Origin of the sequence: Sphingomonas sp. So64.6b (assembly GCF_014171475.1) — a bacterium.
Classification (GTDB): Bacteria; Pseudomonadota; Alphaproteobacteria; order Sphingomonadales; family Sphingomonadaceae; genus Sphingomonas; species Sphingomonas alpina_A.
Genome location: NZ_CP048817.1, coordinates 1,382,145 through 1,409,005, shown reverse-complemented (window position 1 = coordinate 1,409,005; position 26,861 = coordinate 1,382,145). Strand labels below are relative to the sequence as shown.

Sequence of the window (26,861 nt, the reverse complement as noted above, 5' to 3'; positions counted from 1 at the left end):
GATCTACGGTGCCCTGCGGTCCCGAACTTGCTATTCGTCCATCCGCGATCGCATGACCGCGATTTCATGTGAGCGATTTTGTGCCGTTACCGACAATCGAAAAACGGTTTTTAATGTGAGTAAGTGTTCAAAGAATTATACACGAATGCAGCTAAGTGATTGATATTATTAATAGAACTGCGCTCTCTTAATCAGCGGGTCCTTGGTTCGAGCCCAAGTGCGTCCACCATCTTTTCAATGACTAACACGGGCTGAGCTGCTGCCGGTTTCATGGACCCCGAGATAAGGTGTTTTCGGAACCGGAGGGTGACAATGCAACGACGAAAGTTCAGCCGAGAGTTTAAGCTCGAGGCGGTGAAGTTGGTCCGCGAACGGGGCGTGGCGGTGGCGCAGGCCGCACGCGATCTGGATCTGGACGAGAACGTGCTGCGCAAATGAGTCCGCGAAGCGGAAGCTGATCCCCAGTCGGCATTTCCCGGCAACGGCCAGATGAAGCCGGAGCAGCAGGAGATTGAGCGGCTGCGCCGCGGGTTGGCCCGGATGAAGGCCGAACGCGACATCCTAAAAAAAGCCGCGGCCTACTTTGCCAGGGACTCGACATGAAGTTCGGGTTCATCGCAAAGCATCGAGGGATCTGGCCGGTGTCATTGCTGCAACTACGATAACTGTTTGTGACGTCCGATATTATGGTCTTCGTCGCAAGGCATTGCTGGCGCGGTACGAGCCACGAGGCGTTTCCGAGCATCGAACAGGCGCGGTCTGAAAAGAACCCGTATCGCGGGACCGCGCGAAACACGGATAAATGATCAGGTGCATCAGCCATACGCATCGATCGGTCGAGACCTACACTCGGACGTCCGCCGCTGCGATGCCTGGGGCCAGCCCGACCGAAGCGGAGAGCTTCTCGACGGCGAAGTCGATAAAGCAGCGAGTTTTGGCCGGCAGATAGGGGCCAGGCGGCCGCACCGCCATGAAGCAAGATTATCCCACATTTTATGATATTGGCAATAATGTGGGATAGCAGCTCAACTATACCGTAATCTGGCTATCATCCTTTTTGCCAACTTGGTTATCCCGCGATTTCGCCCGTACTCGGATTGCGCTAGAGATATACAACATAGGGTGTCCCATATCTCCCTCTCGCCACGCCACGAATTCAAGCATCTTTTAACCGCCGCTAGGACGGCAAGCATGAAACGCGTCTCTCGATCTTCAAGGCCATCTATGTTCTTCAGGCGGAGGAGCGCTGCGTCGAGAATGCGAGCGATCGCAGCTTGCCGCGCCACTCTGCGCAGGAGCACACCCGAAAACTCCCGTTACGTCGCGTCGGTTTTCCCGCAGTTTCTCCCGCAGCTTCCCGCAGAACGCCCGAAAAAACCTATGTCCCGCAGCGCTACCCGTCGCCGCGGGAATGTAACGGCCTTAGCAGCCAGACGCCTATCGGCGTTCGGCCAGGATAACGGAGCCGATTCAATCCCGCCGGTCCAGGCAGTATATCAACTCAACTTGTACCAGACCGCCGTCCCGCTCTTTCACATGACGAACCCAAACTACCGCTGCCCCGCCCCGGCAGCGTGCGGTTCCTCAACGCCATCCCAAGGCAGGCGCTATATGCGTCAGGATGGAGTCGAGCACATGGGCGTTGTAATCCACGCCAAGCTGGTTCGGCACGGTCAGCAGCAACGTGTCAGCCTCGGCGATCGCCTCGTCACTGCGCAGTTGCTCGATCAGCTGCTCCGGTTCGGCTGCGTAGGAACGTCCAAACACGGCACGCATATCGTCGATGATGCCGATCTGGTCGCTGCTGTCGCCGCGTCCGAAATAGGCGCGGTCGCGGTCATTCATAAGCGCGAAGATCGAGCGCGAGACCGAGACGCGCGGTGCCCAGTCATGGCCGGCCTCCTTCCACGCTTCACGATAGGCGCGGATCTGCTTCGCCTGCTGGATATGGAAAGGCTCGCCGCTTTCATCGGCCTTCAGGGTCGAGCTCTGCAGGTTCATGCCCTGCTGGGCGGCCCATAGTGCCGTCGCGTTCGATGCCGACCCCCACCAGATGCGCCGACGCAGCCCGGCCGAATGCGGCTCCAGGCGCAGCAGGCCCGGCGGATTGGGGAACATGGGCCGCGGATTGGGCTGAGCGAACCCTTCACCTTTCAACAGGTCGAGGAACACCTCGGCGTGGCGCCGCCCCATATCGGCATCGTTTTCGCCCTCGGCTGGCGCGTAGCCGAAATTGCGCCAGCCTTCGATGACCTGTTCGGGTGAGCCGCGACTGATGCCGAGCTGAAGCCGGCCACCGCTGATCAGATCGGCGGAGCTCGCATCCTCGATCATGTAGAACGGATTCTCATACCGCATATCGATCACGCCGGTGCCGATCTCGATCCGGCTGGTCTTCGCGCCGATCGCCGCCAACAGCGGAAATGGCGAGGCGAGCTGCTGCGCGAAATGATGGACCCTGAAATAAGCGCCGTCCGCGCCGAGTTCCTCGGCCGCCACGGCAAGGTCGATCGACTGCAACAACACGTCCGAGGCGGAGCGCGTCGCCGACTGGGACGAAGCGGACCAATGTCCGAACGAAAGAAATCCGATCTTCTTCATATGACGGTCCTGATGCTGAAGTCTGGCAGTACCCGCGATCGGCAGGTCTGGCGTCGACACTCAGATAGGCTGTCCATGGGACAAGTGCATCGCTGCGACCCTGTCCCGATCGGAAACGCTCCTTTTCCGCTCGTCAGATATGCCGCCCCTGGGAGCGGCGATCTGGACCAATCGGGCGTTGATCCGAGCAGGAAGTCAGGCGGCCACGCCCGCTTCCTCCAGTGCCGCTTGGATCGCGGCAACGGCATCGTCCGCTTTGTCGCCATCGGGTCCGCCGCCTTGTGCCATGTCGGGACGACCGCCCCCGCCCTGCCCGCCGAGCACGGCAACGGCACGGCGCAGCAGATCCACCGCATTGTGCGACGCGACCAAATCATCGCTGACACCGACAGCGATCGACGCGCGGCCGTCATTCACGGCGACCATCACCACCACGCCCGAACCGATGCGCTGCTTGGCCTCGTCGACCGCGCCGCGCAGGCCCTTGGCATCGAAATCGGCAATTACCTGGCCAACGAAATTGACTCCGCCGACCTGTTCCGGCCCCGCCGGCGCTGCGCCAGCGCCGCCGCCGAGCGCCAGCGCCTTCTTCGCCTCGGCCAGCTCACGCTCGAGCCGGCGGCGATCCTCGACCAGGGCGGCAACGCGCGCCGGCACTTCGTCGGGCGTCGCTTTCAAGGTCGCGGCGGTTTCGCGCAATTTCTCGTCGCGGCCGGTGAAATATTGCCGCGCCGCCTCGCCGGTCAGCGCTTCGATCCGGCGGATGCCCGAAGACACCGCGCTCTCGCCGACCACCTTGAACAGGCCAATATCGCCGAGTGCCGCGACATGCGTGCCGCCGCACAGTTCGAGCGAATAGGTCTTGCCCTCTTCGCTGCCCATCGAAACGACGCGCACCTCGTCGCCATATTTCTCGCCGAACAGCGCCATCGCGCCTTCCTCGATCGCTTCGTCCGGCGTCATCAGCCGTGTCGATACCGGGCCATTGGCGCGAATGTGACGGTTCACATCGGCCTCGACCTCGCCGATGCGCGCGGGGTCGATCGCGCTGGGCTGCGAGAAATCGAAGCGCAGGCGATCGGGCGCGACCAGGCTGCCCTTCTGCGCAACATGCAGGCCAAGCCGCTGGCGCAGCGCCTCGTGTAACAAATGGGTCGCGCTGTGATTGGCGCGGATCTGGTCGCGGCGCGCGACATCGATCTGCAACTTCACCGTATCGCCGACCTTGACGCCGCCGGCATCGACGATCGCATGATGGACGAAGACGCGGCCAAGCTGCTTGGACGTTTCGGTGACGTTCGCGCGCAGGCCTTCATCATTCGAGATCGTGCCGGTATCGCCGACCTGGCCGCCGCTCTCACCATAAAAAGGTGTCTGGTTGACCACGATCGAAACCGTATCGCCAGTGGTCGATGCATCGACCCGCGCGCCGTCCTTGACCAGGGCAACCACTTGCCCCTCACCCGCCGTTGCGGTGTAGCCGAGAAATTCGGTACCGCCCGATGCTTCGGCGATGTCGAACCAGATATCGTCGGATGCCTTGGCGCCGGAGCCCTTCCACGCGGCACGCGCCGCGCGCTTCTGTTCCGCCATCGCGGTGTCGAAGCCCTCGCGATCGATACCGAAACCTTGCGAGCGCAACGCGTCTTCGGTCAAATCATAGGGAAAACCGAACGTGTCGTAGAGCTTGAACGCGGTCTCACCCGGCAGCGTGGCACCCGGCGCCAGCTTCGCCGTCGCCTCGTCGAGCAGGCGCAGGCCATTGGTCAACGTGCGGCGGAACTGCGTCTCCTCCTGCAGCAAAGTCGATTCGATCGATGCCTGCGCACGCAGCAGCTCGGGATAGGCAGCGCCCATCTCGGCGATCAGCGCCGGCACCAGCCGGTGCATCAACGGTTCCTTTGCACCAAGCAGATGCGCATGACGCATGGCGCGGCGCATGATGCGGCGCAGGACGTAGCCGCGCCCCTCATTGGCCGGCAGCACGCCGTCCGCGACCAGGAAACCGCTAGTGCGCAGATGATCGGCGATGATGCGATGGCTCGCCTGATTGTCGCCAGTCGTCGACGTACCGGTCAGCGCGCCCGATTCCGCGATCAGCGCCTTGAATGTGTCGGTATCGTAATTGTCGTGAACGCCCTGCAGCACCGCGGCGATGCGCTCCAGCCCCATGCCGGTATCGATCGACGGTTTGGGCAAGTCGGTGACGATTTTGTTGTCGGCCTGCTCGTACTGCATGAACACCAGGTTCCAGATCTCGACGAAGCGGTCACCATCCTCGTCCGGACTGCCCGGCGGGCCGCCCGGGATATGATCACCATGGTCGTAGAAAATCTCCGAACACGGTCCGCATGGGCCGTTGTCGCCCATCGTCCAGAAATTGTCCGAGGTCGCAATGCGGATGATGCGTTCTTCGGGCAGGCCGGCGATCTTGCGCCACAAATCGAACGCCTCGTCGTCGGTATGGTAGACGGTGACGGTTAGCTTGTCGGGCTGAATACCCCACACCTTGGTCAGCAAGGTCCACGCATGAGTGATCGCCTGATGCTTGAAATAATCGCCGAACGAGAAATTGCCGAGCATTTCGAAGAAAGTGTGGTGCCGCGCGGTATAGCCGACATTGTCGAGATCGTTATGCTTGCCCCCGGCGCGGACGCACTTCTGGCTCGACGCCGCAGTCACATAGGGTCGCGTTTCGAGCCCGGTGAAGACGTTCTTGAACGGCACCATCCCGGCATTGACGAACATCAGGGTCGGGTCGTTCTGCGGCACGAGCGGCGCGGATTGGACGCGGGCGTGACCGGCGGACTCGAAATAATCGAGGAAGCTGCGGCGGATGTCGTTGGTCGATGTCATGTCGAGCGATCTAGGCGAGGACCGCGCCCTACTCAAGCCACCGGTGGTGGCGGCGCAACGACGGTCAGCGCCAGTGGATCGATGCGGAAGGTGAAGGGCAGCTGCAATTCGGTTACTTCGCCGTCGAGCGCGATGTCGACCGCGCGCGACGGGCCACTGACCTCCATCTCCGCGACATCGCCGATCGCGGCGAAATCCCGGTCGCGCTGGGTCCGGCCGAGCAAGCTGCGAATGGCGAAACCGATCAGCTGGAAACGATGGCTCGGCCCGATCGCGAAGACGGAGAGCAGCCCGTCGTCGAGCGCGCTGCGCTTGCCGGGATGACCCTGCTCGATCTCGTAATGGTTATTGCCGACGAACAACATCGGCGTGACGATCTGACGCGCGCCTTCGGCGCTGCGCAGCCGCAAGCGGTGGTGGCGGATGCGCTTCAGTGTCGCGATACTGGCGGGAATCGCCGCCAGCCATTTCGTCACCTTGTGCCGTCGCCGCGTGTCTTCGCGCAGCTCAACCATTTGCGGGTAGAGCCCGATCGACGCGTTGTTCAGGAACATCCGGTCCGCTGCCCAGGCCACATCGATCTTGCGCGTGTCGCGCGCGGCGATGACCTTGGCCGCACCGGGAAGATCGAGCGGAATGCCGAGTTCGCGCGCGAGGTGATTGCGCGTACCGAGCGGCAGGATGCCAAGCGCGGTCCCTTCGCCGCGCTCGACCAGGATCCGCGCTGCGCATCCCAATGTGCCGTCGCCACCGCCGACCACGATCAGCCGCTCACCCTTCAATTCCTTGACCGCGTCGCGCAAACCTTCCGCATCGAGCAGGCGCAAGTCGATCTGCAAGCCGGCCGTGGCGAACGCCGTACGAACCTCACCGGCAAGCGCATCGCCCTTGCTCGCGGCGGTGCCGCCAGCGCTGTTGATCAGGACGGGTATAGCGTCGGTCATCCGAACGGCTTGTCGATCGACGTCGGCGGCACCGAAAACCATTTCGGCCCGGTCGCGGTCATGTGGAAGCAATCCTCCAGCCGGACGCCGAACTTGCCCGGCAGATAAAGGCCCGGCTCGTCGGAAAAACACATGCCGACCGCCAGCGGCGTCTTTTCGCCGCGTACCAGGTTGACCGGTTCATGACCGTCCATGCCGATGCCGTGTCCGGTACGATGCGACAGGCCAGGAAGTTGATAGTCGGGGCCATAGCCATTGGCGGCATAATAGCGGCGCACTGCGTCATCGACCTGTCCTGCCGGCACGCCGATCTTTGCCGCGGCGAACGCGGTCGCCTGTCCATTGCGGACCTGATCCCATACCTTGCGTTGTTCGGCGCTCGCCCCCCCGAACACGAACGTGCGCGACACGTCCGACTGATAGCCCTGCACGGTGCAACCGCAATCCATCAGCACGACTTCGCCTTCGGTGACGATCTGCGGCTTACCGCTGCCGTGCGGATAAGCGGCAGCCTCGCCGAGCAGGATCAGCGCGAATTCGGGACTGCCGCCAAGTTTGCGCGTCGCCGCGTTCATCAGCGCGCCGACCTGGGTATTGGTCATACCCTTTTCGATGCGCGGCCCGGTCCAGCGATAGGCCGCGATCGTCACGTCGGTCGCGGCCTGCATCAGCGCGATCTCGGCCGGTGTCTTGACCAGCCGGCAGCCGCGCACCACCGGATTGGCCGACACGATCTTCGCGCCGGGCAGCGCGCGCGCCAGCCCGTCGACCGCGAAATAACGCGTCGTTTCCTCGATCCCGATCGGACGGGCACTCAGCTTACGATCCTTTAGGAAACCCGCGACGACCGCGAGCGGATCCTGATCCTCCTGCCACACCCGGACATCGGCCGCGATGCCCAGTGATTCGCGGATCGACGGTTCCTCGAAGAACGGCGTGACGATGCACGGATCGCCCTCGACCGGGATCACCACCGCGGTCAGCCGTTCGCTGCGGCCCCAGCGCACGCCAGTGAAATAGATCAGGCTCGATCCCGATTCGATCAACATCGCGCCGATGCCATTGGCCTTCATCAAGGCCTGTGCCCGGGCGATGCGCGTGTTGCGCTCGGCCGTATCGATCGGCCGGGTGGCGCCGGTTATGTCGGACAGCGCCGACAAATCAGGTTCGGCCGCGCGCAGGATTGCTGGTGTCGCAAGCAGCGGCAGCGCTGCTGCACCGGCCAGCAGGCCGCGTCGATCGATCGAAAATGGCCGCTGAATCATGATCGTCCTTTGCTTACCCGATACCGACCAAGCGATACGGTCCTTGACCGCGCGGCCGCAATACCCTTCCCTATCGGCAATCGTTTCTCGGAGAGGTTCATGGCCAAGCGCCTTACATGGTATATCTTGATCGGGCTGGTGCTGGGCCTGGTGGTCGGCTGGGCGCTCAACGCCTGGATCGATGACGGCACCCCCGCCGCAACGGCGGAACTCAAGAACATCGCGTATTATCTCTCGATCGTCACCACGCTGTTCCTGCGCCTGATCAAGATGATCATCGCGCCCCTGGTCTTCGCCACGCTGGTCGTCGGTATCGCTCATATGGGCGACACGGGTGCGCTCGGCCGGGTCGGGCTGCGATCGGTCGCCTGGTTTCTCTGCGCCAGCCTGTTGTCGCTGACGCTCGGCCTAATCCTCGTCCATATCTTCCAGCCCGGCGTCGGATTGAATCTGGCGATCCCGGCCGCGACCGCGGCGAGCGGGATCGATCAGAGCGCGTTCGACCTCGCCAAGTTCGTCACGCATGTCGTGCCGGCCTCCGGTATCGAGGCGATGGCCGATAACGAGATCCTGCAGATCGTTATCTTCTCGCTGTTCATCGGTGTCGCGATCACCGCAATCGGTGAAAAGGCCGCGCCGTTGGTGAGGGGCGTCGAGGCGCTCGCCGCGGTAATGCTGCAGGTGACCAATTACGTCATGCGCTTCGCCCCGATCGCGGTCTTCGCAGCGGTGGCGAGCACATTGGCGGAACGCGGGCCGGGCGTGATCGGTGATCTCGCCTATTTCATGGGCACTTTTTACATCGGTCTTTTCACCTTGTGGGCACTGCTGATCGGCATCGGCTTCCTGTTCATCGGCAAGCGTACCGGGCTGCTGGTGCGCTATATCCGCGAGCCTTTGCTGCTGGCCTTCTCGACCGCATCGTCGGAAGCGGCTTATCCGCGCACGCTGGAAGCACTCGACCGGTTCGGCGTCCCGCCCAAGATCGCCAGTTTCGTGCTGCCGCTGGGGTATTCGTTCAACCTCGACGGCTCGATGATCTACATGACCTTCGCGTCGCTGTTCATCGCCCAGGCGTATGGCATCGACCTCAGCCTGGGACAGCAGATCACCATGTTGCTGGTGCTGATGGTCACGTCGAAAGGTATTGCCGGCGTGCCGCGCGCCAGCCTGGTGGTGATCGCCGCCACCCTGCCGATGTTCAAGATTCCGGAGGCCGGCCTGTTGCTGATCCTCGCGGTCGATCACTTCCTCGACATGGGGCGGTCGGCGACCAATGTGATCGGCAATGCCGTCGCGGCGAGTGTCGTGGCGAAATGGGAAGGCGATCTCGATCCGCGCGAACCGGCCGAGGTCGAACCACCCCATGCGCCGTCCAAGGGCCTGTCGGGCTAGGGCAGTGTATCTACCCCACCCGTCCTTTCGAGAACGGGTGGGTGAGTTTGCGCAATCCTATTAGCGATCAGGCATAGGCATAGGGCCCGCCCTTCTCCAGCGCGACCTGATAGGCCGGGCGGGTGTGGATTTTGTCGAGCCAGGCGATCGTCGCCGGGCGTGAGGCGTCGAGCCCGGCACGGCTGCGCGCGGCTTCGAGCGGAAAGCTCATCATGATGTCCGCCGCGGTCATCTCGTCGCCGGCAAACCAGGGACGGTTGGCGAGTTCGGCTTCGACATAGTCGAGATGGACATCAATCATCGGCTGGATGCGTTTCATCGCCTTTTTCCCGAACAGCGGGATACGCGCGAGCACCAGCTTGAGCAGCAGCGGCGGCATCATCGAGCCTTCGGCATAATGCAGGAAATGACGGTAGCGCAGCACTGAATCGCGATGCGCCAATGGGCCGAGCTTTCCATCGGCCTTTTCGACCAGATATTCGACGATCGCGCCGGTTTCGGCGATCGTCACACCAGCCTCTGTGTCCTCAATGACCGGCGATTTGCCGAGCGGGTGGACGCGTTTGAGTTCGGGCGGCGCGAGCATGGTCGCCTTGTTCCGCTCGTAACGCTTGATCTCATAGGGCAGGCCGAGTTCTTCAAGCATCCACAGGACACGTTGCGAGCGCGAGTTTTCGAGATGATGGACAATGATGGTCATGGCAGTCCTCTCCTGCTTTGCCGGCACGCTAGCGGCTTGCGAGACGATGTCGAGCGGATCAGCTTTCCGGCCGAAAGCGCCACCCGAAAATGCCGATGAAACGCGAAAGGCCCGCCATAACAGGCGGGCCTTCCCATGTGTTTGCGACGCGCGGGACGCCGACTTGAAACTGGCGGGATCGTGATACCGTCCCTCTCCCCGTCGGGAGAGGGAGGGCTTACATCTCCTCGCCGTCATCCTCTGGTTCGGGGCCGGCCATCATTTCTTCGGCGACCTTGTCGGTGCGCGTGCGGATTGCCTTTTCGAGGCGGTCGCACATTTCCGGATTTTCCTTGAGGAAGGTCTTCGAATTCTCACGCCCCTGACCGATGCGGACACTGTCATAGGAGAACCAGGCACCCGATTTTTCGACCAGCCCGGCTTTGACGCCGAGATCGAGGATTTCGCCGATCTTGGACACGCCCTGGCCGTACATGATGTCGAATTCGACCTGCTTGAACGGCGGCGCGACCTTGTTCTTGACGACCTTCACCCGGGTGGTGTTGCCGATGATCTCGTCGCGATCCTTGATCTGGCCGGTGCGACGGATGTCGAGACGGACGCTGGCGTAGAATTTCAGCGCATTGCCGCCGGTCGTCGTTTCGGGGTTACCGTACATCACGCCGATCTTCATGCGCAGCTGGTTGATGAAGATCACCATGCAGCGCGAACGGCTGATCGATCCGGTCAGCTTGCGCAGCGACTGCGACATCAGGCGAGCCTGAAGGCCGACATGGCTGTCGCCCATTTCGCCCTCGATTTCGGCACGCGGCACGAGAGCGGCGACCGAATCGATCACCAGCACGTCGATCGCGTTGGAGCGGACCAGCGTATCCACAATCTCAAGCGCCTGCTCACCAGTGTCGGGCTGCGACACGATCAACTCGTCGATATTGACGCCGAGCTTCTTGGCATAGACCGGATCGAGCGCATGCTCGGCATCGACGAACGCCGCGGTGCCGCCGCCCTTTTGTGCTTCGGCGATGACATGCAACGCGAGCGTGGTCTTGCCCGAGCTTTCCGGGCCGTAAATCTCGATCACCCGGCCACGCGGCAGACCGCCGACGCCGAGCGCGATGTCGAGCCCGAGCGAGCCAGTCGAGATCACCTCAACCTGCATCGTCTCTTTCGAGCCGAGCCGCATTGCCGAACCCTTGCCGAACGCGCGATCGATCTGCGCGAGTGCTGCGTCGAGCGCCTTTTGGCGCTCAGTCGACGCCTTATCGTTGGAAACTGCCATTTTGCTGTCGATGACCTTCAAGTTCGCCGCCATTGGAGCCTCCGCCGCTAGACCTATACCGCCACGCATTCAATGCGTGTTAAGGCCTTGTATCGCGTTTGTTCTCATAGAACAAGAGCGGAACATAAAATTTGTTGGAGCCGTTATGGAACGCCCATGAAATCAAGGTTGCCGAATTGTGGCGCATGACCGGCAGGACAATTAGTTAAGCGCTTCCAGTGCCTTGGCGACGCCATCCATGGTGAATGGTTTGGCCAATCTGGGACGTTCGCGATGCTCCTCGATTATCGCTTCACCGCTTCCGCCACTGGCGAAAACGAACGGAACACCAATTCCCGCCAGCGCATCGGCAATCGCAAAACTCTTTTCCCCACCGCGCAGATTCACATCGAGAATCGCCGCGTCGATTCCACCCGCTTCGATCAGCGCCAGCGCATCGGCGACATTATCCACGCTGCCGGCCAGCTGCTTGCCCAGCACGTCGAGGAAATCCTCAAGCATCATGGCGATAAGGGGCTCGTCCTCGACAATGAGGATATGCTGCGGTGAGCTCATGTCGCGGCTTTAGCCGCAGGCCGATCATCGCGCCAAGTTATTTCGCTGTCAAAACGCTACGAGCGGCTTCGGCAAGCTGTTGCACCGAGAAGGGCTTGGCGAGAAACTGGACATTGTCGAGGTCGATCGACTTGCGCAGCGTCTCCTCGGCATAGCCCGACATGAACAGGATCGGCAGATCGGGATAACGCTCGCGAACATGTCGGACCATGGTCGGACCATCCATCAACGGCATCATCACGTCGGAAATGAGCAGGTCCGGCTTCTCGCTGCGCGCCAGCACTTCCAGCGCGGCCTCGCCATGTTCCGCGGTCAGCACGGTATAGCCCTGGCGAGTCAGCGCGCGCTCGGCGACCGCGCGGACCATGTCTTCGTCTTCGACCAACAGGATCGTGCCGGTACCCCATAGATCGGCCGGCTTGTCTTTCGGCACGGCCCGCGCCGCGGCCGGTGGTGGCGCTTCGACGACACCGCTCGCGGTATGGACCGGCAGATAGATGGTGAAAACCGCGCCAGGCCCGCCCTTGTTATTGTCGGCGAAGATATAGCCGCCCGATTGCTTGACGATGCCATAGACGGTCGAGAGCCCGAGTCCCGTCCCCTTGCCCACTTCCTTGGTGGTGAAGAAGGGTTCGAAGATCTTGGGCAAGATATCGGCCGGAATACCGCTGCCGGTATCGGCGATCTCGAGCGCGATATAATCGGCGATCGGCAGGATGTCGGAGCCCATCTTGCGCACATCCGCAATGGAGACCGACTTGGTCAGGATCGACAATGTGCCACCGCCGCGCGGGTCGCGCGCGAGCATCGCATCGCGCGCATTGACCGCGAGGTTGACCACGACCTGTTCGAGCTGGCCGGGATCGGCGCGCACTGGCCCCAGATTGCGGCCATGCTTGACGGTCAGCGCGACCGTCTCGCCGAGCAGGCGCTTGAGCAGGTTCGAGACTTCGGAAATGACATCGGGCAGTTGCAGCACCTGCGGCCGTAACGTCTGCTGACGCGAAAAGGCGAGCAACTGGCGAGTCAGGCTGGCGGCGCGATTCGAATTCGCCCTGATCTGCTGGATGTCGTCATAATCGCTGTCGCCAGGGGTATGGCGCATCAGCATCAGGTCGCAATGCCCGATGATCGCGGTCAGGATATTATTGAAATCATGCGCGACGCCGCCGGCAAGCTGGCCCACTGCCTGCATCTTGGTCGCCTGCGCAACTTCGCGCTTGAGCCGGGTTTCCTCGCCATTGTCCTTGAGGCTGAGCAGCACCGCAGCATCGCCCAGGCCGCGCGCGCCGGCGATCGACAAAGCGACTGGTTCGTCGGGATGATCTTTCAACCGTACCGCAAGGTCGGTCGAATGCGTCGCGCCATTGGCAAAGCGCCGGATCGCGTCGGCGACCACACCCTTGTCCTCCCGCACCAGCAGGTCGCCGGGATAAAGCGGCGGCGCCGCGGCATCGACCTGCGCCGCACGTGCGAACGCGTCGTTCATCTGGATGAAGCGGCCATCGCGATCGACCAGCGCCATGCCGAACGGCATGAGGCTGACCAGGCTGCGCACATGCGCCGATGCGCTACCGCCAATCGCCGGGGTGTCGCCGCCGCCCTCGTCATCGAGCAGCGCGACAAGCATCGGCGCGTCTTCGCCTTCGAGAAAGGGTATCTGCAGCACACGCAGCGGCACGCCGGTCAGGCCTTCGCGTTCGAAACGCACCAGGCCATGGCTGTCGGTGATCAGGAAGCGAGCGAAATCACGCCCGGCGATCGCCCCTTCCTCATGCCCCATCGCGCGCGCGCGGAACACGCGGTTGGCCGAACGGATGCGCCCGTCGGGCCCGATCAGCGCGGTCATGATCCCCGCAGCGGCGAGCCGGTCTCCAGTCGGGCCGCCGATCATTCCCTCGACCGAGGTGGCGAGGTCGAGCCCCTCGGCGCCGCGGAAGCGCCACACGAGCAGATCTTCGTCGCGTCCGGCACGTTCGACTTCCGCCGCAAGCGGCGTGCCCCGCGCGATCAGGCGATCGACTGTGGCCGTGCCGTCGCGCCACGCGGCGCGGCCAGCGGTGCTCAGGCGATCCACGCCGGCATCGTCGATCGGCAGGCCGGGCGGCGTCGGAAAACCGGCAAACAGCGTCTCGTAACGGTCGTTGGCGCATACCAGTCGCCCGGCGCGGTCAGTGATCGCGACCGCATCGGCGCTGCTTGCCGCAAGCGTGCGCGCGACGGTCCAGTCGGCCTCGACCTCGCCGGTGCGGCTTTGCGGAAACAAGCGGCGTGCCGCGACGAGACAACCGACAATGACCAGCGCAGTGGCCAGGAAGGCGCCGGCGATCGGTAAATTGCCGATCAGCCCAAGGATGATCAGCGCCGCGGCTACGCCGCAACCGCCAGCGATCAGCGCGGCGCTGCGCGCTGGACTGAGTGACGGGGTCGGAGGTGCGGGAAGGCTGGCCATTGCCCGCCCCTCTTTGGCCGCGCTCGGTGCATCGTCAAGCGGTTACCAGATGCGAACGCGCTGTTCCGGTGCCAGATAGAGTTTCTCGCCCGCTTCCGGCTCGAATGCGCCGTACCAGGGATCGAGATTGCGCACGATTCCCGCGCGCAGCTGCGAGGGCGCGTGCGGATCGGTCTTGAGGCGCTGGATCATGTCCGCCTCGCGATAGCTGCGCCGCCACACCTGTGCCCAACCGAGATAGAAACGCTGGTCGCCGGTGAAACCGTCGATCACCGGCGCGGGCTTGCCGCCGAGCGAAGCGTGATAGGCGTCGAACGACGCGCTCAGGCCGGCCAAGTCGGCGGTATTCTCACCCAGCGTCAGCGTGCCGTTGACCTTGCGGCCGGGCAGCGGTTCATAAGCGTCATATTGCGCGACAAGATTGCCGGTCAGCTTCTTGAAGCTCGCCACATCGGCGGGCGTCCACCAGTCGGTCAACCGGCCCTTCAGATCATATTTTGCGCCCTGATCGTCGAAATGATGGCTCATCTCATGGCCGATCACTGCGCCGATGCCGCCATAGTTGATCGCGGGGTCGGCATTGGGATCGAAAAAGGGCGGCTGCAGGATCGCCGCCGGGAAGGTGATCGCGACCAAGGTCGGGTTGGCCTGTGCGTTGACCGTCATCGGGGCCAGGCCCCACTCCCAGCGGTAGATCGGCTTGCCCAGCTTCCCGGCATTATAATCATGCGCCCATTGATTGGCGCGCAGCGTGTTGCCGAACGCGTCGCCGGGCGCGACGCGCAGCGCCGAATAATCGCGCCACTTATCGGGATAACCGATCCGCGGCGTGAACGCGGCGAGCTTGGCGTGCGCCTTGACCTTGGTTTCGGGCGCCATCCAGTCGAGCTTGTCGATCCGCGCGTTCATCGCGGTAATGATGTTCTTGACCAGTGCATCCGCCGCCGCCTTGGTTTCGGGCGGGAAATATTGCGCGACGTAAAGCTTGCTGACATCGTCGGTCAGCACACCGCTGGTATAATCGACGCCGCGTTTCCAGCGCGCCTGCTGTTCGGGCGTCCCCGACAGCACGGTGCTGAACATCGCGAAATTCTCCTTGTCGAACGCCGTTGGCAGGACCGACGCGAACCCTTCGAGCGAGCGGATCAGCAACTGATCCCGGAGTACGCCGACCGGTGTCGCGCCGATCAATTTGGCGATGCCGCTGATCGCGCTCGGCTGGCCGACGATGACGCTATCGGCCGGAATGCCGATACCCCTGAAATAGGTCGCGAAATCGAAACCGGGCGCGGACTTCCCCAGGTCGGCAACCGTCATCTTGTTATACGTCTTGTCGGCATCGCGGCTTTCGGCGCGGGTCCAGCTAACCTGGGCGATCCCGGTTTCGAAATCGACGATTGCCCTGGCCCGCGCATCCGCATCGGGCTCGCCGGCAAACGTGAACATTTTCGCGATATGCGCCTGATAGGCCGTCTTGGCGGCGGCAAGCTTGGCATCGTTCGCATCAAGATAGAAATCGCGGTCGGGCAGGCCGAGGCCACCTTGGCGCATCTGCAAGGCATAGGCGTCCGGATTCTTTTGATCCTGCGAGACGCCGGTGTTGAACGGCACGCCGACGCCGTTGCGATCGGCCTCCGCAACCAATGCGGCATAACCGGCCGGCGACTTCAGCGCCTTGATCTTGTTCAGCCATGGCTTGATCGGCGCCAGCCCTTTGGCCTCGATCGCCGCCTGATCGAGATAGGCGGCATAGGCCGCACCGATCTTAGAACCGGGCTTCGCCTTCGCTGCCTCCAGGATGCCACGCGTCCGTTCGCGCGACAGGTCCTGCAGCAGGTCGAACGCGCCAAAATTGGCCTTGTCCGCCGGGATCGGCGTCTTTTCCACCCAGGCACCGTTGGCGAAATCATAGAAATCGTCGCCCGGCGCCACCTTGCGGTCCATGCCGGTCTCGTCAAAGCCGAAGCTACCGATCGATGGCTTGGCAGCGGCCTCGATAACCGGGGCATTTTGCGAAGAGCTGGCAGCAGCGCAGCCTATAAAGGCGGTGGCGGACAACAGCAGCGTTACGAACGGCGTTCTGGACATTGGGGCATCCGAAAATTCAGGGAAGGATGCCGTGTTCTAGTCGAACAATACGCCCAGTCAATTTGGGGCCGTCAATTTGGGGTCAATTTGCCGGATCGACCACCCTCGACCGGTGGCGATTGCGCCATTTACGCGCGATCCACAGGCGCCAGCCGAGCGCGCTGGCGAAATAACCGACGACGGCAAAGGCGACGGTGATGATCAGCAGCCCAATCGCAGTGGCCGGCGCCGCTTCCGACGCGATCCAGCTCAGCCAGCCGGCATTCGCATCGACGGTGTTGGCGATCGGACTGCCCGGCACGTGCGCGTCCAGGCGCAGCACGGAGCGGCCGATCCAATAAGCGGCAACCCATAAAGGCGGCGTGGTGAAAGGATTAGTGATGAAGGTGGTGAGCGCCGCCGCCGGGATATTGGCGCGAAATGGCAGCGCGAGAACGGCGGACAGCGCCACTTGCGCGACCGGCGCGAGGATGCCGGTGACCATGCCCAGCGCGACGCCGCGCGGCACCGAGCGACGCGTGAAGCGCCACAGCTCCGGCCGCAACACACGGTGCGCGACGGGCTTGAGAAAGCGATTGCTCTCCATGCTTTCGCGCGTGGGCGTGTTGCGCCGGCACCATGCGACGAACTTGGCGAACACCCCCTGCTCAGCCACGATCACGCATCAACCTTCCCTGCTCGCGCTTCCAGTCGCGCTCCTTGATCGTCTCGCGCTTGTCATGCGCCTTTTTGCCCTTCGCCAACGCCAATTCCACCTTCGCCTTGCCCGACGAATTGAAATAGATCGACAGCGGCACCAGGGTCATGCCCTCGCGCGCCACCGCCCCGTGCATCTTGTTTATCTCCCTCTCGTGAAGGAGCAATTTACGGGGGCGCTTGGGCTCATGGTTGAAGCGGTTGCCATGGCTGAATTCGGGCACGTTGGAATTAATCAGCCAGACCTGGCCGTCATCGACTTCGGCATAGCTTTCGGCGATCGATCCCTGGCCGGTGCGCAACGCCTTCACTTCGGTGCCGGTCAGCGCGATGCCGGCCTCATAGACCGTCTCGATCGCATAATCGAATTTGGCGCGCCGGTTCTCGGCAACGACCTTGGTCTTTTCGAAGGTGGCGGGTTTGGGACGGGCCATGGGAGGTGGGCATGTAGGCGCGGGCGAAGCGGATTGGAAGCGGGGGTGATAACTTAGCACCGCACTCACCTCCAATGCAGCGCCGCTCACCTCATCGCCATCCCCCACCCCCTCGTCACCCCAGCGAAGGCTGGGATCTCAAGCGATCATGTGATGAGGTCGAACAAATCATTCCACTCAGGATTGGTTTCCTCAATCAAGCGGATCTTCCAATCACGCTTCCACGCCTTCAATGCCTTTTTCTCGAGCGATCGCGAATTCGATTTCATCGTGCCATTCGACGAGCATCAGGGTCTTGATCCCATATCGCCGGCAAAATGCCGATCCAACGTCGCGACGGTTTTGATCGACACGCTGGGCGAGATAGGCGGTAACGCCGATGTAGATCATGCCGCGCGGTTTGTTGGCCATCATGTAGGTCCAGCCACCGCGTGTCATTTCAAGCGTTCCCCTGCGGCTTGAGACCCCAGCCTTCGTTGGGGTGACGACTGAGGTGTTGGTGACGAAGTTGGAACGAACGTCAGAGAGCGACCGCCAACGCCGCATCCACCGCGCGCTGGCTTGCCTCGTTCGGCCAGGTCATCGGCAAGCGTAAAGCCACAGGCCATTCCGGCCGGATTTTGCCCAGCGCATATTTCACCGGCCCGGGCGATGCGTCGGTGAACATCGCGATGTGCAGCGGATAAAGCCGGTCGTGCAGCGCCAATGCGCCCGCCGTGTCCCCCGCCGCCCACGCCGCCTGGAAATCGGCGCACAGCCGCGGCGCGATGTTCGCGGTGACGGAGATGCAGCCGATCCCGCCCATCGCGTTGAAGGCCAGCGCCGTCTCGTCATTGCCCGAAAGTTGCACGAAATCCCGGCCGCAACCGGCGCGCTGTTCGCTGACACGGCCAAGCGAGCCGGTCGCGTCCTTCACGCCGATGAATATGTCCGGAAACGCCTGGACGATCCGCGCCATCGTCGCCGGCTGGATGTCGGTCACGGTGCGGCCGGGGACGTTGTAGAGCACGATCGGCAGCGGCGATTCCGTTGCCACTGCTTCGAAATGGCGGAAAATGCCTTCCTGGCTGGGCCGGTTATAATAGGGCGGCACCATCAGCGCGGCATCGGCGCCAGCCTGCTTCGCCGCCTTCACATTGGCGATCGCCACGCGCGTATCGTTCGACCCGGCCCCGGCAAGAATGGGCACCCTGCCCTTCGCCTGTTCGGCGCAAACGCGTACCACGTGGAAATGCTCTTCCGCGCTCAATGTCGCGGCCTCGCCGGTTGTGCCGCACGGCACCAGTCCGGCCGAACCTTCGCTGATCTGCCACTCGACGAAATCGCGATAGGCGTTTTCCGCGAACGCGCCGTCGTCTTCGAACAGCGTGACGAGCGCTGGGATCGATCCGGAAAACATGGGTGATATGCTCCTCGCGGGCGATGAATCCCACGTATTTTGTAATTTTGTTCAGCGACAAATAAGGTGCGATGGCCTATTCTGTCCACATGATAGCATCGGTCATCAAATCCGGCGTATTGCTTGCCGGTATCTCAGGGCTCGCCGTCGCATCGGGCGTCCCGCAGGAACAGCTCGGTTGGGGCCGCGCTCAGCAATTGCTTCAGGGACAGACGCCGCAAAGCGCGGCGATGGCCGCAGCGGTCAGCGAATGGAACGCGTTGCGCCAGTCGAGCAGCTATCCGTTCGATCGATATGCGCGCTTCCTGATCGCCCATCCCGGCTGGCCAGGCGAGAACGCGCTACGCCGCACGGCCGAGCGATCGATGGAGGCGGGCAACTGGTCGCCCTCCACCGCGGTCAGTTATTTTCGGCGTCACGCTCCCCTGACCGGGGCCGGCAAGACCCGTCATGCCGAGGCCTTGTCGCTGACCGGCCAGCGTGACGAAGCGCAGGTCGCGGCGCGCAACGCTTGGGTATCGGGACCGCTGTCGGTGACCGACGAGGCGAAGCTGATTTCCGGCTTCCCCGGCGCGCTCCGTTCCGAGGACCATGACGCGCGGATGGACGAACTGCTCTGGCAGGGCTCGACGGCATCGGCGCAACGCCAGATCGCGCTGGTCAGCCCGGGCAAGCGCGCCCTGTTCGAGGCGCGGCTCGCCTTCCGCACCAATGCGGTGGACGCTGCGGAGCGCTCGGCCGCGACGCAGGGTATCGGCGCGAACGATCCCGGTTACATCGCCGATCGCGCGACCTGGCTGCGCAACAATTCCGCCGCACCGAGCGCGCGCTCCTGGCTCGCCCGTCCCCGTTCGCTCGCGCGGCGCCCCGGCGATGTCGAGAAATGGTTCGAGGTGCTGCTCGCCAATGCCCGCGAAGCGGCGAACGACGGTCAGGCCCAGACCGCTTTCGATATCGCGAGCAAGGTTGACGATGCGTTCTCCGAAGGGACCGATATCAGCCGGGCGCCACTGGGTGAGCGCGACGATTATACCAGCCTGGTCTGGCTGGCCGGACAGACCGCGCTCAAGAGGCTCAACAGGCCGGCCGATGCGATCGGCATGTACGACCGTTACGCCCGGGGTTCCCAGACGCCGCAATCGCAGTCCAAGGGTTATTATTGGGCGGGCCGCGCGGCGCTGGCAGCGGGGCGCTCGGCGGATGCCAATGCCTTCTTCACGCGCGCCGCCGGTTATCGCGACCTGTTTTACGGCCAGCTTGCACTCGAGCGGCTCGCGCTGCCGCTGACGCCGCCAGGCAATCCGGTGCCGCGTCCGATCGATGAATCGGTCCGCGCGGCCTATTTCGCACGCGAAACGGTGCGTGCGGCGCAATATCTCGGCACGGTCGGCCGCTGGGAAGATCAGACCGCATTTGTGCGCCAGATCGCAATCGACGCGAAAAGCGACAGCGATCACATGCTTGCGACCGAATTGTCGCGCATGCTCGGCCGGCCCGATCTCGGCGTGATGGTGGGGCGTAGTGCGCTGCAGAATGGTTTCACCGATTATACCACGGTCGCCTTCCCCAATGTCCGCGTGCCGGACACGCAGGCAAGCAACTGGACGATGATCCATGCGATCGCGCGTCAGGAAAGCCAGTTCGACCGCGCCGCGATCAGCCATGCCGGCGCGCGCGGCCTGATGCAGTTGATGCCCGGCACCGCGCGGGAAACCGCGGGCAAGCTGGGCCTGACCTATCAACCGGGCTCGCTGACCACCGACACCGATTATAATATCCAGCTCGGTTCGAGTTATTTCCAGCGCGTCTACAATAACTATAACAGCTATCCGCTGGCCGTCGCGGCGTACAATGCCGGGCCGGGCAATGTGAACAAATGGCTCCGCGCCAATGGCGACCCGCGTACCGGCGCGGTCGACATGGTCGACTGGATCGAGGCGATCCCGATCCAGGAGACGCGCAACTATGTTCAGCGCGTGCTGGAAAATGCCGTGGTCTATGACCTGATGAACCCGGCACGCTCGCGCTCGAGCGGTGCGAACCGGATCAGCTGGTATCTGGGCAAGCAGCGGCCGGGCTGAGCCCCCTTGGATCAACCCAATTATATCACGCCGGCCGGTTATGCCGTGCTCAGCGCCGAATATCGTCACTTGCTGGGCGAGGAGCGGCCCAAGCTGGTCGACGTCATTTCCTGGGCTGCCGGCAATGGCGACCGGTCGGAGAATGGCGACTATATCTATGGTCGCAAGAGATTGCGCGAGATCGACCGCCGGCTCGGCTGGCTGGCGAAACGCATGAAAGCGGCCAAGGTGATCGACCCCGCCGACCAGCCCGACCGCAGCCGGGTCTTTTTCGGCGCGACCGTCACCATCACCGATCAGGATGATGTCGAGCGGGTCCTGACCATTGTCGGAGATGACGAGACCGAAACGGGCTTGGGCAGGATCGGCTGGGGTGCACCACTCGCGCGGGCCTTGCGCGGTGCGGCGGTCGGCGATGTACGCAGGGTGACATTGCCCGGCGGCGAAAAGGAATATGAAGTGGTGGCGATCGTCTATCCGGCAACCGAGCGTTTCATCGCCGCGGATTGACCCGGTGGCGGGTGCGTGGAACGATGCGGCATCGAAACAAAGGATATTCGCCATGCCGATACCCGCCACCTGGTCGCCCAAATTGCTCGCCCTGCTCCGGATCGTTGCGGGTCTGGGTTTCCTGCATCACGGCGTCTCGAAATTCTTCAACGTGCCGCCCTTCCCCGTGCCGCTCAATCCTTTGCTTTACGCGGCCGGTACGCTGGAACTGGTCGGCGGCGCGCTGATCATCATCGGGTTGTTCACGCGGCCTGTGGCGTTCGTCCTTTCGGGCATGATGGCGGTCGCCTATTTCATGGCCCATGCACCGAAGAGCCTCTATCCTTCGGTTAATGGCGGTGAGGCGGCGATGCTTTATTGCTTCATCTTCCTGTTTCTCGCCGCCGCGGGCGCTGGCGCCTGGAGCGCCGACGCAGCACGCAATCGCGCCTGATCCGATCAGGCTGACCATGTCGGTACGATAAAAGCTGCCGGGAATACGACGGATTCCCGGCAGGCCGCGCTCCACTCCCCTCGGCCTGTGCTAGGCCGGTCACGGCGGCGCCCTTCTTGGGCGGTCGTCTTGTAGCATGAGTGGGGGCGGGAATGGCATCGACGCAGCGTGTCTTTATCAGCGGCAAAGTTCAGAATATCGGTTTTCGCGACTGGATCGTGCGGCGTGCGCAGGAAAATGGCGTAACCGGCTGGGTACGCAATCTACGCGACGGCCGGGTCGAGATACTGGTCGTGGGCGAGGACGATGCCGCGACCGCGTTCATCGATGCCTGCCGCCGGGGTTCCGACCTGGCCCGAATCGACAGCCTGCAAGCCAGGCCCGACGACGAACGTGCCCCCAAAGGCTTCACCAAGCGCTTTACCGCCTGAAGCGATAAACGCGGGGTGACGCCACCGTTTACCCAGTGCAGGATGGCGTGATGACCGATACCCTTCCTACCGGCAATGTTGCGCTCCTGATCGACGCGGACAATGCTTCACCCGCGGCGATCGACCCGGTGCTGACCGCGCTTGCCGATCTCGGCACCGTCAATGTTCGCCGCATCTATGGCAATTGGAACAAGCCCGCCCTGAAAGGCTGGGAGGCGGTCGCGCTGCGCTACGCGCTCGAGCCGCAACAGCAGTTCGACCTGACCAAGGGCAAGAACGCAACCGACATGAAGATGACGATCGACGCGATGGACCTGCTCGCCAGCGGTCGCGTGACGGGATTCGGCATCATGTCGTCGGACAGCGATTTCATGCCGCTGGTGACGCGCATTCGCCAGGATGGGCTGAAGGTTTACGGCTTTGGTCGTTCCACCACTCCGGAGGGTTTTCGTGCGGCTTGCAACCGTTTCATTGACGTCGCTGAACTGATTGCCCGCAAGGAGCCTGCCCCTGCCGTCCCCGCCCCGGCGACGCCAGGCAGGGCGCGCAACGGGATCGAACCCGACGTCGTCACCATGCTGATCGATGCCTATAACGCATCTAAACGCGACGCAGGAGGGTTCGCGTCGCTAAGCGAGGTCGGCCAGCGCGCCAGCAACCGTTCGAGTTTTGATGTGCGCAGCTATGGCTATGGCCGGCTATCGGACATGTTCGAGGCCGTGCCCGGATTCGTCGTCGATCGCCGCGACGGCGGGGCATTCGTCAAATTGAAGAAATAAGGAGGTCGCCATGCGCGCATTGATTATCGCCACGGGCGCTCTCTTGCTGACGGCGCCGGCATTGGCCCGGGACGCGTCACCACCACGTGCAAGCATCGATCCGGCACGTTTGTCGGAAATCGTGAAGACGCTTGCATCGGACGAGTATGAAGGACGTGCGCCGGGGACGCCCGGGGAACGCAAGACGATCGATTTCCTCATTGCGCGCTTCAAGGCGATGGGGCTCGAACCAGGTGGCGACCAGGGCGGCTGGACGCAGGCCGTCCCATTGATCCACACCCGAATTGGCGCGGGCGGATCGGTTTCACTGACGGTCGCCAACGGCCAGTCCATGTCGCTCGCTCAGTCGACCCAGATCAACCTGACCACCGTGCGCGATGCGCCGCGTATCGATATCGCGGCGGCGCCGCTGGTGTTCGTTGGCTATGGGGTCAGCGCACCCGAGGCCGGCTGGGACGACTTCAAGGGCCTGGACCTGAAGGGAAAAGTCGCCATCTTCCTGGTTAACGATCCCGATTTCGAGGCGGTGGCCGGAGAGGATGCGGCCGGCCGGTTCGGGGGGCGCCGCATGACCTATTACGGCCGCTGGACCTACAAGTTCGAAGAGGCGGCGCGGCGCGGGGCGATCGCTGCGCTAATCGTCCATGATACCGCCGGTGCCGGCTATGGATGGAGCACCGCTGCGGCATCGAACGGTGAGAATTTCGATATCGTACGTTCCGCCGACGATCCACGTGTCCCGCTCCAGGGGTGGATCGAGGATGACACCGCGACGCGCATCTTCACCGCTGCCGGGCTCGATCTTGGCGCGCTGCGCGTGCAGGCCCGCTCGGCCGGGTTCCAGCCGGTTGAACTCAAGGGTTTAAACTTCAACGCCGCGCTGCCGGTCAATGTCGAGCGGATCGAAAGCGCCAATGTCCTGGCCACTTTGCCGGGCCGGACGCGGCCGGACGAGAGCGTCATGTTCGCCGCGCACTGGGACGCTTATGGCGCCGGTCCGTCCGACGCCCAAGGCAAAACAATCCGCCCCGGCGCGAATGACGATGGGCTGGGTGTGGCGGGCGTGCTCGAACTGGCCAGGGTGTTCAAGGCGGCACCGCGCGCCGATCGAACCATGGTTTTCGCGCTATGGACAGGCGAGGAACGTGGCCTGCTCGGTTCCGAATATTACGCTACGCACCCGCTACGGCCGCTCAGCAAGACGGCGGCAAATCTGACCCTTGATATCTTGCAAACCGCCGGTCCGGCGCAAGATGTCATTCTGGTCGGCGCCGGCAGTTCCTCGCTCGACGCCGATCTGACAACTGCAGCGAAGGCACAGGGCCGCGCGATCACGCCGGAGACCTTTTCCGAGCGCGGCCTGTTCTATCGCGCCGATCATTTCTCCGTCGTGCGCCGGGGCGTGCCTTCACTGCTGCTGATGGCGTTGGGCGGCGCGCCCGACCTGAAAACTGGCGGACGCGTGGCCGGGCAGAAATGGCTCGATGACTATATGACCTGTTATCACAAGACGTGCGACGCTTGGTCCGCCGACTGGGATCTGCGCGGCGCGGCCGCGGACGTCGCACTTTTTAAAACGATCGGCACGTCGCTCGGCAACTCGCGGGTCTGGCCTGTATGGAGCAAGGAGTCAGAATTCGCCGCGATTAGGGCAAAAACATCGGCGGAGCGCCGGTAGTTTGCGGCGCGCGCGGTGGGGATCGCTAGGAGCCGCCTTCTATCGGGCGATCGTGCCGCGCCGCAGTTACAACCTGCTCAGCTCATCGCATATGCAGCTCAATTCACGCCAGAAGCTTCTGCAATCACGGCAAAACGCTGAAACTCCATCTGTCGCGATTTTAACTCGTCGATAGCGTCAGATGAGCCGCGCGGGGGTCGCACGGCGGAATGGGCGAACGAAAATGACCGCAACACAACGGATGATCGTGACCGGCCGCGTACAAGGTGTTGGATATCGTAACTGGGCGGTGAATCGCGCCCGCGCGCTCGGCGTGACCGGCTGGGTGCGTAATACGCATGGCGGCGGTGTCGAGCTCGTCGCCTCGGGCGAGGAAGAGGCCGTCGGCGCACTGGTCGAAGCACTGCGCCAAGGGCCTGAAATGGCCCGCGTCGATCACATCGAAGTGCTCGCCGCTCAGGATGCCAAGTTGAAAGGATTCACCAAGCGCCTAGGCACCTGAGATAGCGCCCCGCGCCCGACCTCACCGGACGTTGCAGCCGGTGAGGTCGGGAGGACGCAACAAAACTGATCAGCGCGTGAGTTTCTTGTACGCCAGGCGCGTCGGACGATCCGCCGCGTCGCCGAGGCGGCGGCGCTTGTCCTCTTCATAGCTTTCGAAATTGCCCTCGAACCATTCGACATGCGAATCGCCTTCGAACGCCAGGATGTGCGTCGCCAGGCGATCGAGGAAGAAGCGGTCATGGCTGATCACCACGGCGCAGCCGGCGAAGCTCTCCAGCGCCTCTTCCAGAGCGCGCAGCGTCTCGACGTCGAGATCGTTGGTCGGTTCGTCGAGCAGCAGGACGTTGCCGCCCTCCTTGAGCATCTTGGCAAGATGGACGCGGTTGCGTTCACCACCGGATAGCTGGCCGACCTTCTTCTGCTGGTCCTGGCCTTTGAAGTTGAACGCGCCGACATAAGCGCGCGTGCCGATCTCCTGCTTGCCGAAACGGAACACGTCCGAGCCGCCCGAAACCTCTTCCCACACCGTCTTGGTCGCGGTCAGATCGTCGCGGCTCTGGTCGACATAACCAAGCTTGACCGTCTGGCCGACGCTGATCTCGCCCTCGTCCGGCGTTTCCTGACCCGTGATCAGCTTGAACAGCGTCGATTTGCCCGCGCCGTTTGGGCCGATCACGCCGACGATACCGCCGGGCGGCAAGTTGAAATCGAGATTCTCGAACAGCAATTTGTCGCCATAAGCCTTGGTCAGGCCCTTCGCCTCGATCACCCGGCCGCCGAGCCGCTCAGGCATCTGAATGAGGATCGCGGCCTTGCCGACGGTGCGGTTCTCCTGTGCAGCGACCAGTTCGTCGAACGCGCGGATACGTGCCTTGGACTTGGTCTGGCGCGCCTTGGGCGTCTGACGGATCCAGGCGAGTTCGTCCTGAATCGCCTTTTGCTTGCCCTGCTCCTCGCGATCTTCCTGTTCGAGCCGCTTGGACTTCTTTTCGAGATAGCCCGAATAGTTGCTTTCATAGGTGTAATAGCGCCCGCGATCGAGTTCGAGCACCCAGTTGACGACATTGTCGAGGAAGTAGCGATCATGCGTCACGAGGATGACGTTACCGGTATATTCCTTGAGGAAATTCTCCAGCCAGGCGACGCTTTCGGCGTCGAGATGGTTGGTCGGTTCGTCGAGCAGCAGAATATCGGGCTTTTCGAGCAACAGCTTGCACAGCGCGACGCGGCGCTTTTCGCCGCCCGACAAATTGACCACCGACGAATCGCTCGGCGGGCAGCGTAACGCTTCCATCGCCTGTTCAAGCTGGCTGTCGAGGCTCCAACCATCGACCGCGTCGATCTTCTCCTGAAGCTCGCCCATTTCGACCAGCAGCGCGTCGAAATCGGTGTCGTCAGTCGGGTCGCCCATCTCGGCGCTGATCGCATTGAAGCGTTCGACCATCTGCGCCACCGGACCGGCACCCAGCTTGACGTTCTCGATCACCGTCCGCGTTTGGTCGAGTTGCGGCTCCTGCGGCAGGTAACCAACCTTGATCCCCTCGGCCGCCCAGGCCTCACCGGTGAAATCGGGGTCGATCCCGCCCATGATCTTCATCAGCGTCGACTTGCCCGACCCGTTCGGGCCGATGATCGCGATTTTCGCGGTGGGCAGGAACTGCAGGTGGATATTGTTGAGCACCGGCTTGGCGGCACCGGGGAAGGTCTTGGTCAGACCCTTCATCACATAGCTATACTGGACGGCCATCGGGGGTCGTGCTCCGCGGGAAAAGAATGCTGGA

General features: G+C 62.9%; 21 protein-coding genes and 2 pseudogenes. 9 read left to right on the top strand and 14 right to left on the bottom strand.

Annotation, left to right across the window (positions count from 1 at the left end):
• Positions 1–312 precede the first annotated feature (312 nt).
• Positions 313–653: pseudogene (locus tag G4G27_RS06760) on the top strand (transposase); the annotation flags it as partial.
• 931 nt (positions 654–1,584) lie between these two features.
• Here G4G27_RS06760 and G4G27_RS06755 read toward each other — a convergent pair.
• From G4G27_RS06755 to G4G27_RS06740, 4 genes are all read right to left on the bottom strand, one after another.
• Complete coding sequence (locus G4G27_RS06755) at positions 1,585–2,601, bottom strand: LLM class flavin-dependent oxidoreductase (RefSeq protein ID WP_183112628.1); 1,017 nt, start codon at positions 2,599–2,601, stop codon at positions 1,585–1,587.
• A 195-nt stretch (positions 2,602–2,796) separates the two neighbouring features.
• Positions 2,797–5,457 carry an alanine--tRNA ligase gene (gene alaS / locus G4G27_RS06750; protein ID WP_183112627.1) on the bottom strand — a complete coding sequence of 887 codons (2,661 nt, stop codon included), beginning with the start codon at positions 5,455–5,457 and terminating at the stop codon, positions 2,797–2,799.
• A 32-nt stretch (positions 5,458–5,489) separates the two neighbouring features.
• Positions 5,490–6,401 (bottom strand): diacylglycerol kinase family protein, encoded by a 912-nt coding sequence (locus tag G4G27_RS06745; RefSeq protein ID WP_183112626.1) that lies wholly within the window; start codon positions 6,399–6,401, stop codon positions 5,490–5,492.
• Complete coding sequence (locus G4G27_RS06740) at positions 6,398–7,666, bottom strand: Xaa-Pro peptidase family protein (RefSeq protein WP_183112625.1); 1,269 nt, start codon at positions 7,664–7,666, stop codon at positions 6,398–6,400. Before G4G27_RS06740 ends, G4G27_RS06745 begins: the two co-directional genes overlap by 4 nt.
• A gap of 99 nt (positions 7,667–7,765) precedes the next feature.
• Between G4G27_RS06740 and G4G27_RS06735 the strand changes: the two genes are divergently transcribed.
• Positions 7,766–9,061: a dicarboxylate/amino acid:cation symporter gene (locus G4G27_RS06735; RefSeq protein WP_183112624.1), complete on the top strand. Its 1,296-nt coding sequence runs from the start codon at positions 7,766–7,768 to the stop codon at positions 9,059–9,061.
• Positions 9,062–9,128: 67 nt separating this feature from the next.
• Here G4G27_RS06735 and G4G27_RS06730 read toward each other — a convergent pair whose 3' ends face one another.
• The 9 genes and pseudogenes from G4G27_RS06730 to dapA all read right to left on the bottom strand — a co-directional run bounded on the left by G4G27_RS06730 (position 9,129) and on the right by dapA (position 18,664).
• Positions 9,129–9,761 carry a glutathione S-transferase gene (locus tag G4G27_RS06730; protein WP_183112623.1) on the bottom strand — a complete coding sequence of 211 codons (633 nt, stop codon included), beginning with the start codon at positions 9,759–9,761 and terminating at the stop codon, positions 9,129–9,131.
• Positions 9,762–9,978: 217 nt separating this feature from the next.
• Complete coding sequence (gene recA, locus G4G27_RS06725; protein ID WP_183112622.1) at positions 9,979–11,073, bottom strand: recombinase RecA; 1,095 nt, start codon at positions 11,071–11,073, stop codon at positions 9,979–9,981.
• Between the two features lie 168 nt (positions 11,074–11,241).
• Positions 11,242–11,595: a response regulator gene (locus tag G4G27_RS06720; protein WP_183112621.1), complete on the bottom strand. Its 354-nt coding sequence runs from the start codon at positions 11,593–11,595 to the stop codon at positions 11,242–11,244.
• Between the two features lie 37 nt (positions 11,596–11,632).
• A complete protein-coding gene (locus G4G27_RS06715; protein WP_183112620.1) occupies positions 11,633–14,047 on the bottom strand; it encodes a response regulator in 2,415 nt (804 codons plus the stop codon).
• 42 nt (positions 14,048–14,089) lie between these two features.
• Positions 14,090–16,135: a M13 family metallopeptidase gene (locus G4G27_RS06710; RefSeq protein WP_183112619.1), complete on the bottom strand. Its 2,046-nt coding sequence runs from the start codon at positions 16,133–16,135 to the stop codon at positions 14,090–14,092.
• Positions 16,136–16,217: 82 nt separating this feature from the next.
• Positions 16,218–16,790 carry a DUF2062 domain-containing protein gene (locus G4G27_RS06705; RefSeq protein ID WP_244624582.1) on the bottom strand — a complete coding sequence of 191 codons (573 nt, stop codon included), beginning with the start codon at positions 16,788–16,790 and terminating at the stop codon, positions 16,218–16,220.
• The gene (gene smpB / locus G4G27_RS06700) at positions 16,783–17,265 is read right to left on the bottom strand and encodes an SsrA-binding protein SmpB (RefSeq protein ID WP_183112618.1); all 483 of its coding nucleotides are present in this window, start codon (positions 17,263–17,265) and stop codon (positions 16,783–16,785) included. The genes G4G27_RS06705 and smpB overlap by 8 nt, the downstream gene beginning before the upstream one ends.
• A gap of 146 nt (positions 17,266–17,411) precedes the next feature.
• Positions 17,412–17,703 (bottom strand): annotated as a pseudogene (locus tag G4G27_RS06695) (GIY-YIG nuclease family protein).
• Between the two features lie 82 nt (positions 17,704–17,785).
• Positions 17,786–18,664, bottom strand: coding sequence for a 4-hydroxy-tetrahydrodipicolinate synthase (gene dapA / locus G4G27_RS06690; protein ID WP_183112617.1), 879 nt, complete (start codon positions 18,662–18,664; stop codon positions 17,786–17,788).
• 89 nt (positions 18,665–18,753) lie between these two features.
• Here dapA and G4G27_RS06685 point away from each other — a divergent pair, with 89 nt between their 5' ends.
• From G4G27_RS06685 to G4G27_RS06655, 7 genes are all read left to right on the top strand, one after another.
• The gene (locus G4G27_RS06685; RefSeq protein WP_183113657.1) at positions 18,754–20,745 is read left to right on the top strand and encodes a lytic transglycosylase domain-containing protein; all 1,992 of its coding nucleotides are present in this window, start codon (positions 18,754–18,756) and stop codon (positions 20,743–20,745) included.
• Between the two features lie 6 nt (positions 20,746–20,751).
• The gene (gene greB, locus G4G27_RS06680) at positions 20,752–21,255 is read left to right on the top strand and encodes a transcription elongation factor GreB (protein ID WP_183112616.1); all 504 of its coding nucleotides are present in this window, start codon (positions 20,752–20,754) and stop codon (positions 21,253–21,255) included.
• Positions 21,256–21,307: 52 nt separating this feature from the next.
• Complete coding sequence (locus G4G27_RS06675) at positions 21,308–21,688, top strand: DoxX family protein (protein ID WP_183112615.1); 381 nt, start codon at positions 21,308–21,310, stop codon at positions 21,686–21,688.
• Positions 21,689–21,840: 152 nt separating this feature from the next.
• Complete coding sequence (locus tag G4G27_RS06670; RefSeq protein ID WP_183112614.1) at positions 21,841–22,119, top strand: acylphosphatase; 279 nt, start codon at positions 21,841–21,843, stop codon at positions 22,117–22,119.
• A 50-nt stretch (positions 22,120–22,169) separates the two neighbouring features.
• Positions 22,170–22,898 carry an NYN domain-containing protein gene (locus G4G27_RS06665; protein WP_183112613.1) on the top strand — a complete coding sequence of 243 codons (729 nt, stop codon included), beginning with the start codon at positions 22,170–22,172 and terminating at the stop codon, positions 22,896–22,898.
• A 10-nt stretch (positions 22,899–22,908) separates the two neighbouring features.
• A complete protein-coding gene (locus G4G27_RS06660; RefSeq protein WP_183112612.1) occupies positions 22,909–24,576 on the top strand; it encodes a M28 family metallopeptidase in 1,668 nt (555 codons plus the stop codon).
• Between the two features lie 223 nt (positions 24,577–24,799).
• Positions 24,800–25,078 carry an acylphosphatase gene (locus tag G4G27_RS06655; RefSeq protein WP_183112611.1) on the top strand — a complete coding sequence of 93 codons (279 nt, stop codon included), beginning with the start codon at positions 24,800–24,802 and terminating at the stop codon, positions 25,076–25,078.
• 69 nt (positions 25,079–25,147) lie between these two features.
• Here the strand turns inward: G4G27_RS06655 and ettA are convergent, their stop codons facing one another.
• Entirely contained in the window at positions 25,148–26,827 is a 1,680-nt protein-coding gene (gene ettA / locus G4G27_RS06650; protein WP_183112610.1) for an energy-dependent translational throttle protein EttA, read from the bottom strand.
• Positions 26,828–26,861: the final 34 nt, after the last annotated feature.

Coding starts and splice junctions, on each gene's coding strand:
- G4G27_RS06755 (WP_183112628.1), bottom strand. CDS start 2,601: ATGAAGAAGATCGGATTTCTTTCGTTCGGACATTGGTCCGCTTCGTCC.
- alaS (WP_183112627.1), bottom strand. CDS start 5,457: ATGACATCGACCAACGACATCCGCCGCAGCTTCCTCGATTATTTCGAG.
- G4G27_RS06745 (WP_183112626.1), bottom strand. CDS start 6,401: ATGACCGACGCTATACCCGTCCTGATCAACAGCGCTGGCGGCACCGCC.
- G4G27_RS06740 (WP_183112625.1), bottom strand. CDS start 7,666: ATGATTCAGCGGCCATTTTCGATCGATCGACGCGGCCTGCTGGCCGGT.
- G4G27_RS06735 (WP_183112624.1), top strand. CDS start 7,766: ATGGCCAAGCGCCTTACATGGTATATCTTGATCGGGCTGGTGCTGGGC.
- G4G27_RS06730 (WP_183112623.1), bottom strand. CDS start 9,761: ATGACCATCATTGTCCATCATCTCGAAAACTCGCGCTCGCAACGTGTC.
- recA (WP_183112622.1), bottom strand. CDS start 11,073: ATGGCGGCGAACTTGAAGGTCATCGACAGCAAAATGGCAGTTTCCAAC.
- G4G27_RS06720 (WP_183112621.1), bottom strand. CDS start 11,595: ATGAGCTCACCGCAGCATATCCTCATTGTCGAGGACGAGCCCCTTATC.
- G4G27_RS06715 (WP_183112620.1), bottom strand. CDS start 14,047: ATGGCCAGCCTTCCCGCACCTCCGACCCCGTCACTCAGTCCAGCGCGC.
- G4G27_RS06710 (WP_183112619.1), bottom strand. CDS start 16,135: ATGTCCAGAACGCCGTTCGTAACGCTGCTGTTGTCCGCCACCGCCTTT.
- smpB (WP_183112618.1), bottom strand. CDS start 17,265: ATGGCCCGTCCCAAACCCGCCACCTTCGAAAAGACCAAGGTCGTTGCC.
- dapA (WP_183112617.1), bottom strand. CDS start 18,664: ATGTTTTCCGGATCGATCCCAGCGCTCGTCACGCTGTTCGAAGACGAC.
- G4G27_RS06685 (WP_183113657.1), top strand. CDS start 18,754: ATGATAGCATCGGTCATCAAATCCGGCGTATTGCTTGCCGGTATCTCA.
- G4G27_RS06675 (WP_183112615.1), top strand. CDS start 21,308: ATGCCGATACCCGCCACCTGGTCGCCCAAATTGCTCGCCCTGCTCCGG.
- G4G27_RS06670 (WP_183112614.1), top strand. CDS start 21,841: ATGGCATCGACGCAGCGTGTCTTTATCAGCGGCAAAGTTCAGAATATC.
- G4G27_RS06665 (WP_183112613.1), top strand. CDS start 22,170: ATGACCGATACCCTTCCTACCGGCAATGTTGCGCTCCTGATCGACGCG.
- G4G27_RS06660 (WP_183112612.1), top strand. CDS start 22,909: ATGCGCGCATTGATTATCGCCACGGGCGCTCTCTTGCTGACGGCGCCG.
- G4G27_RS06655 (WP_183112611.1), top strand. CDS start 24,800: ATGACCGCAACACAACGGATGATCGTGACCGGCCGCGTACAAGGTGTT.
- ettA (WP_183112610.1), bottom strand. CDS start 26,827: ATGGCCGTCCAGTATAGCTATGTGATGAAGGGTCTGACCAAGACCTTC.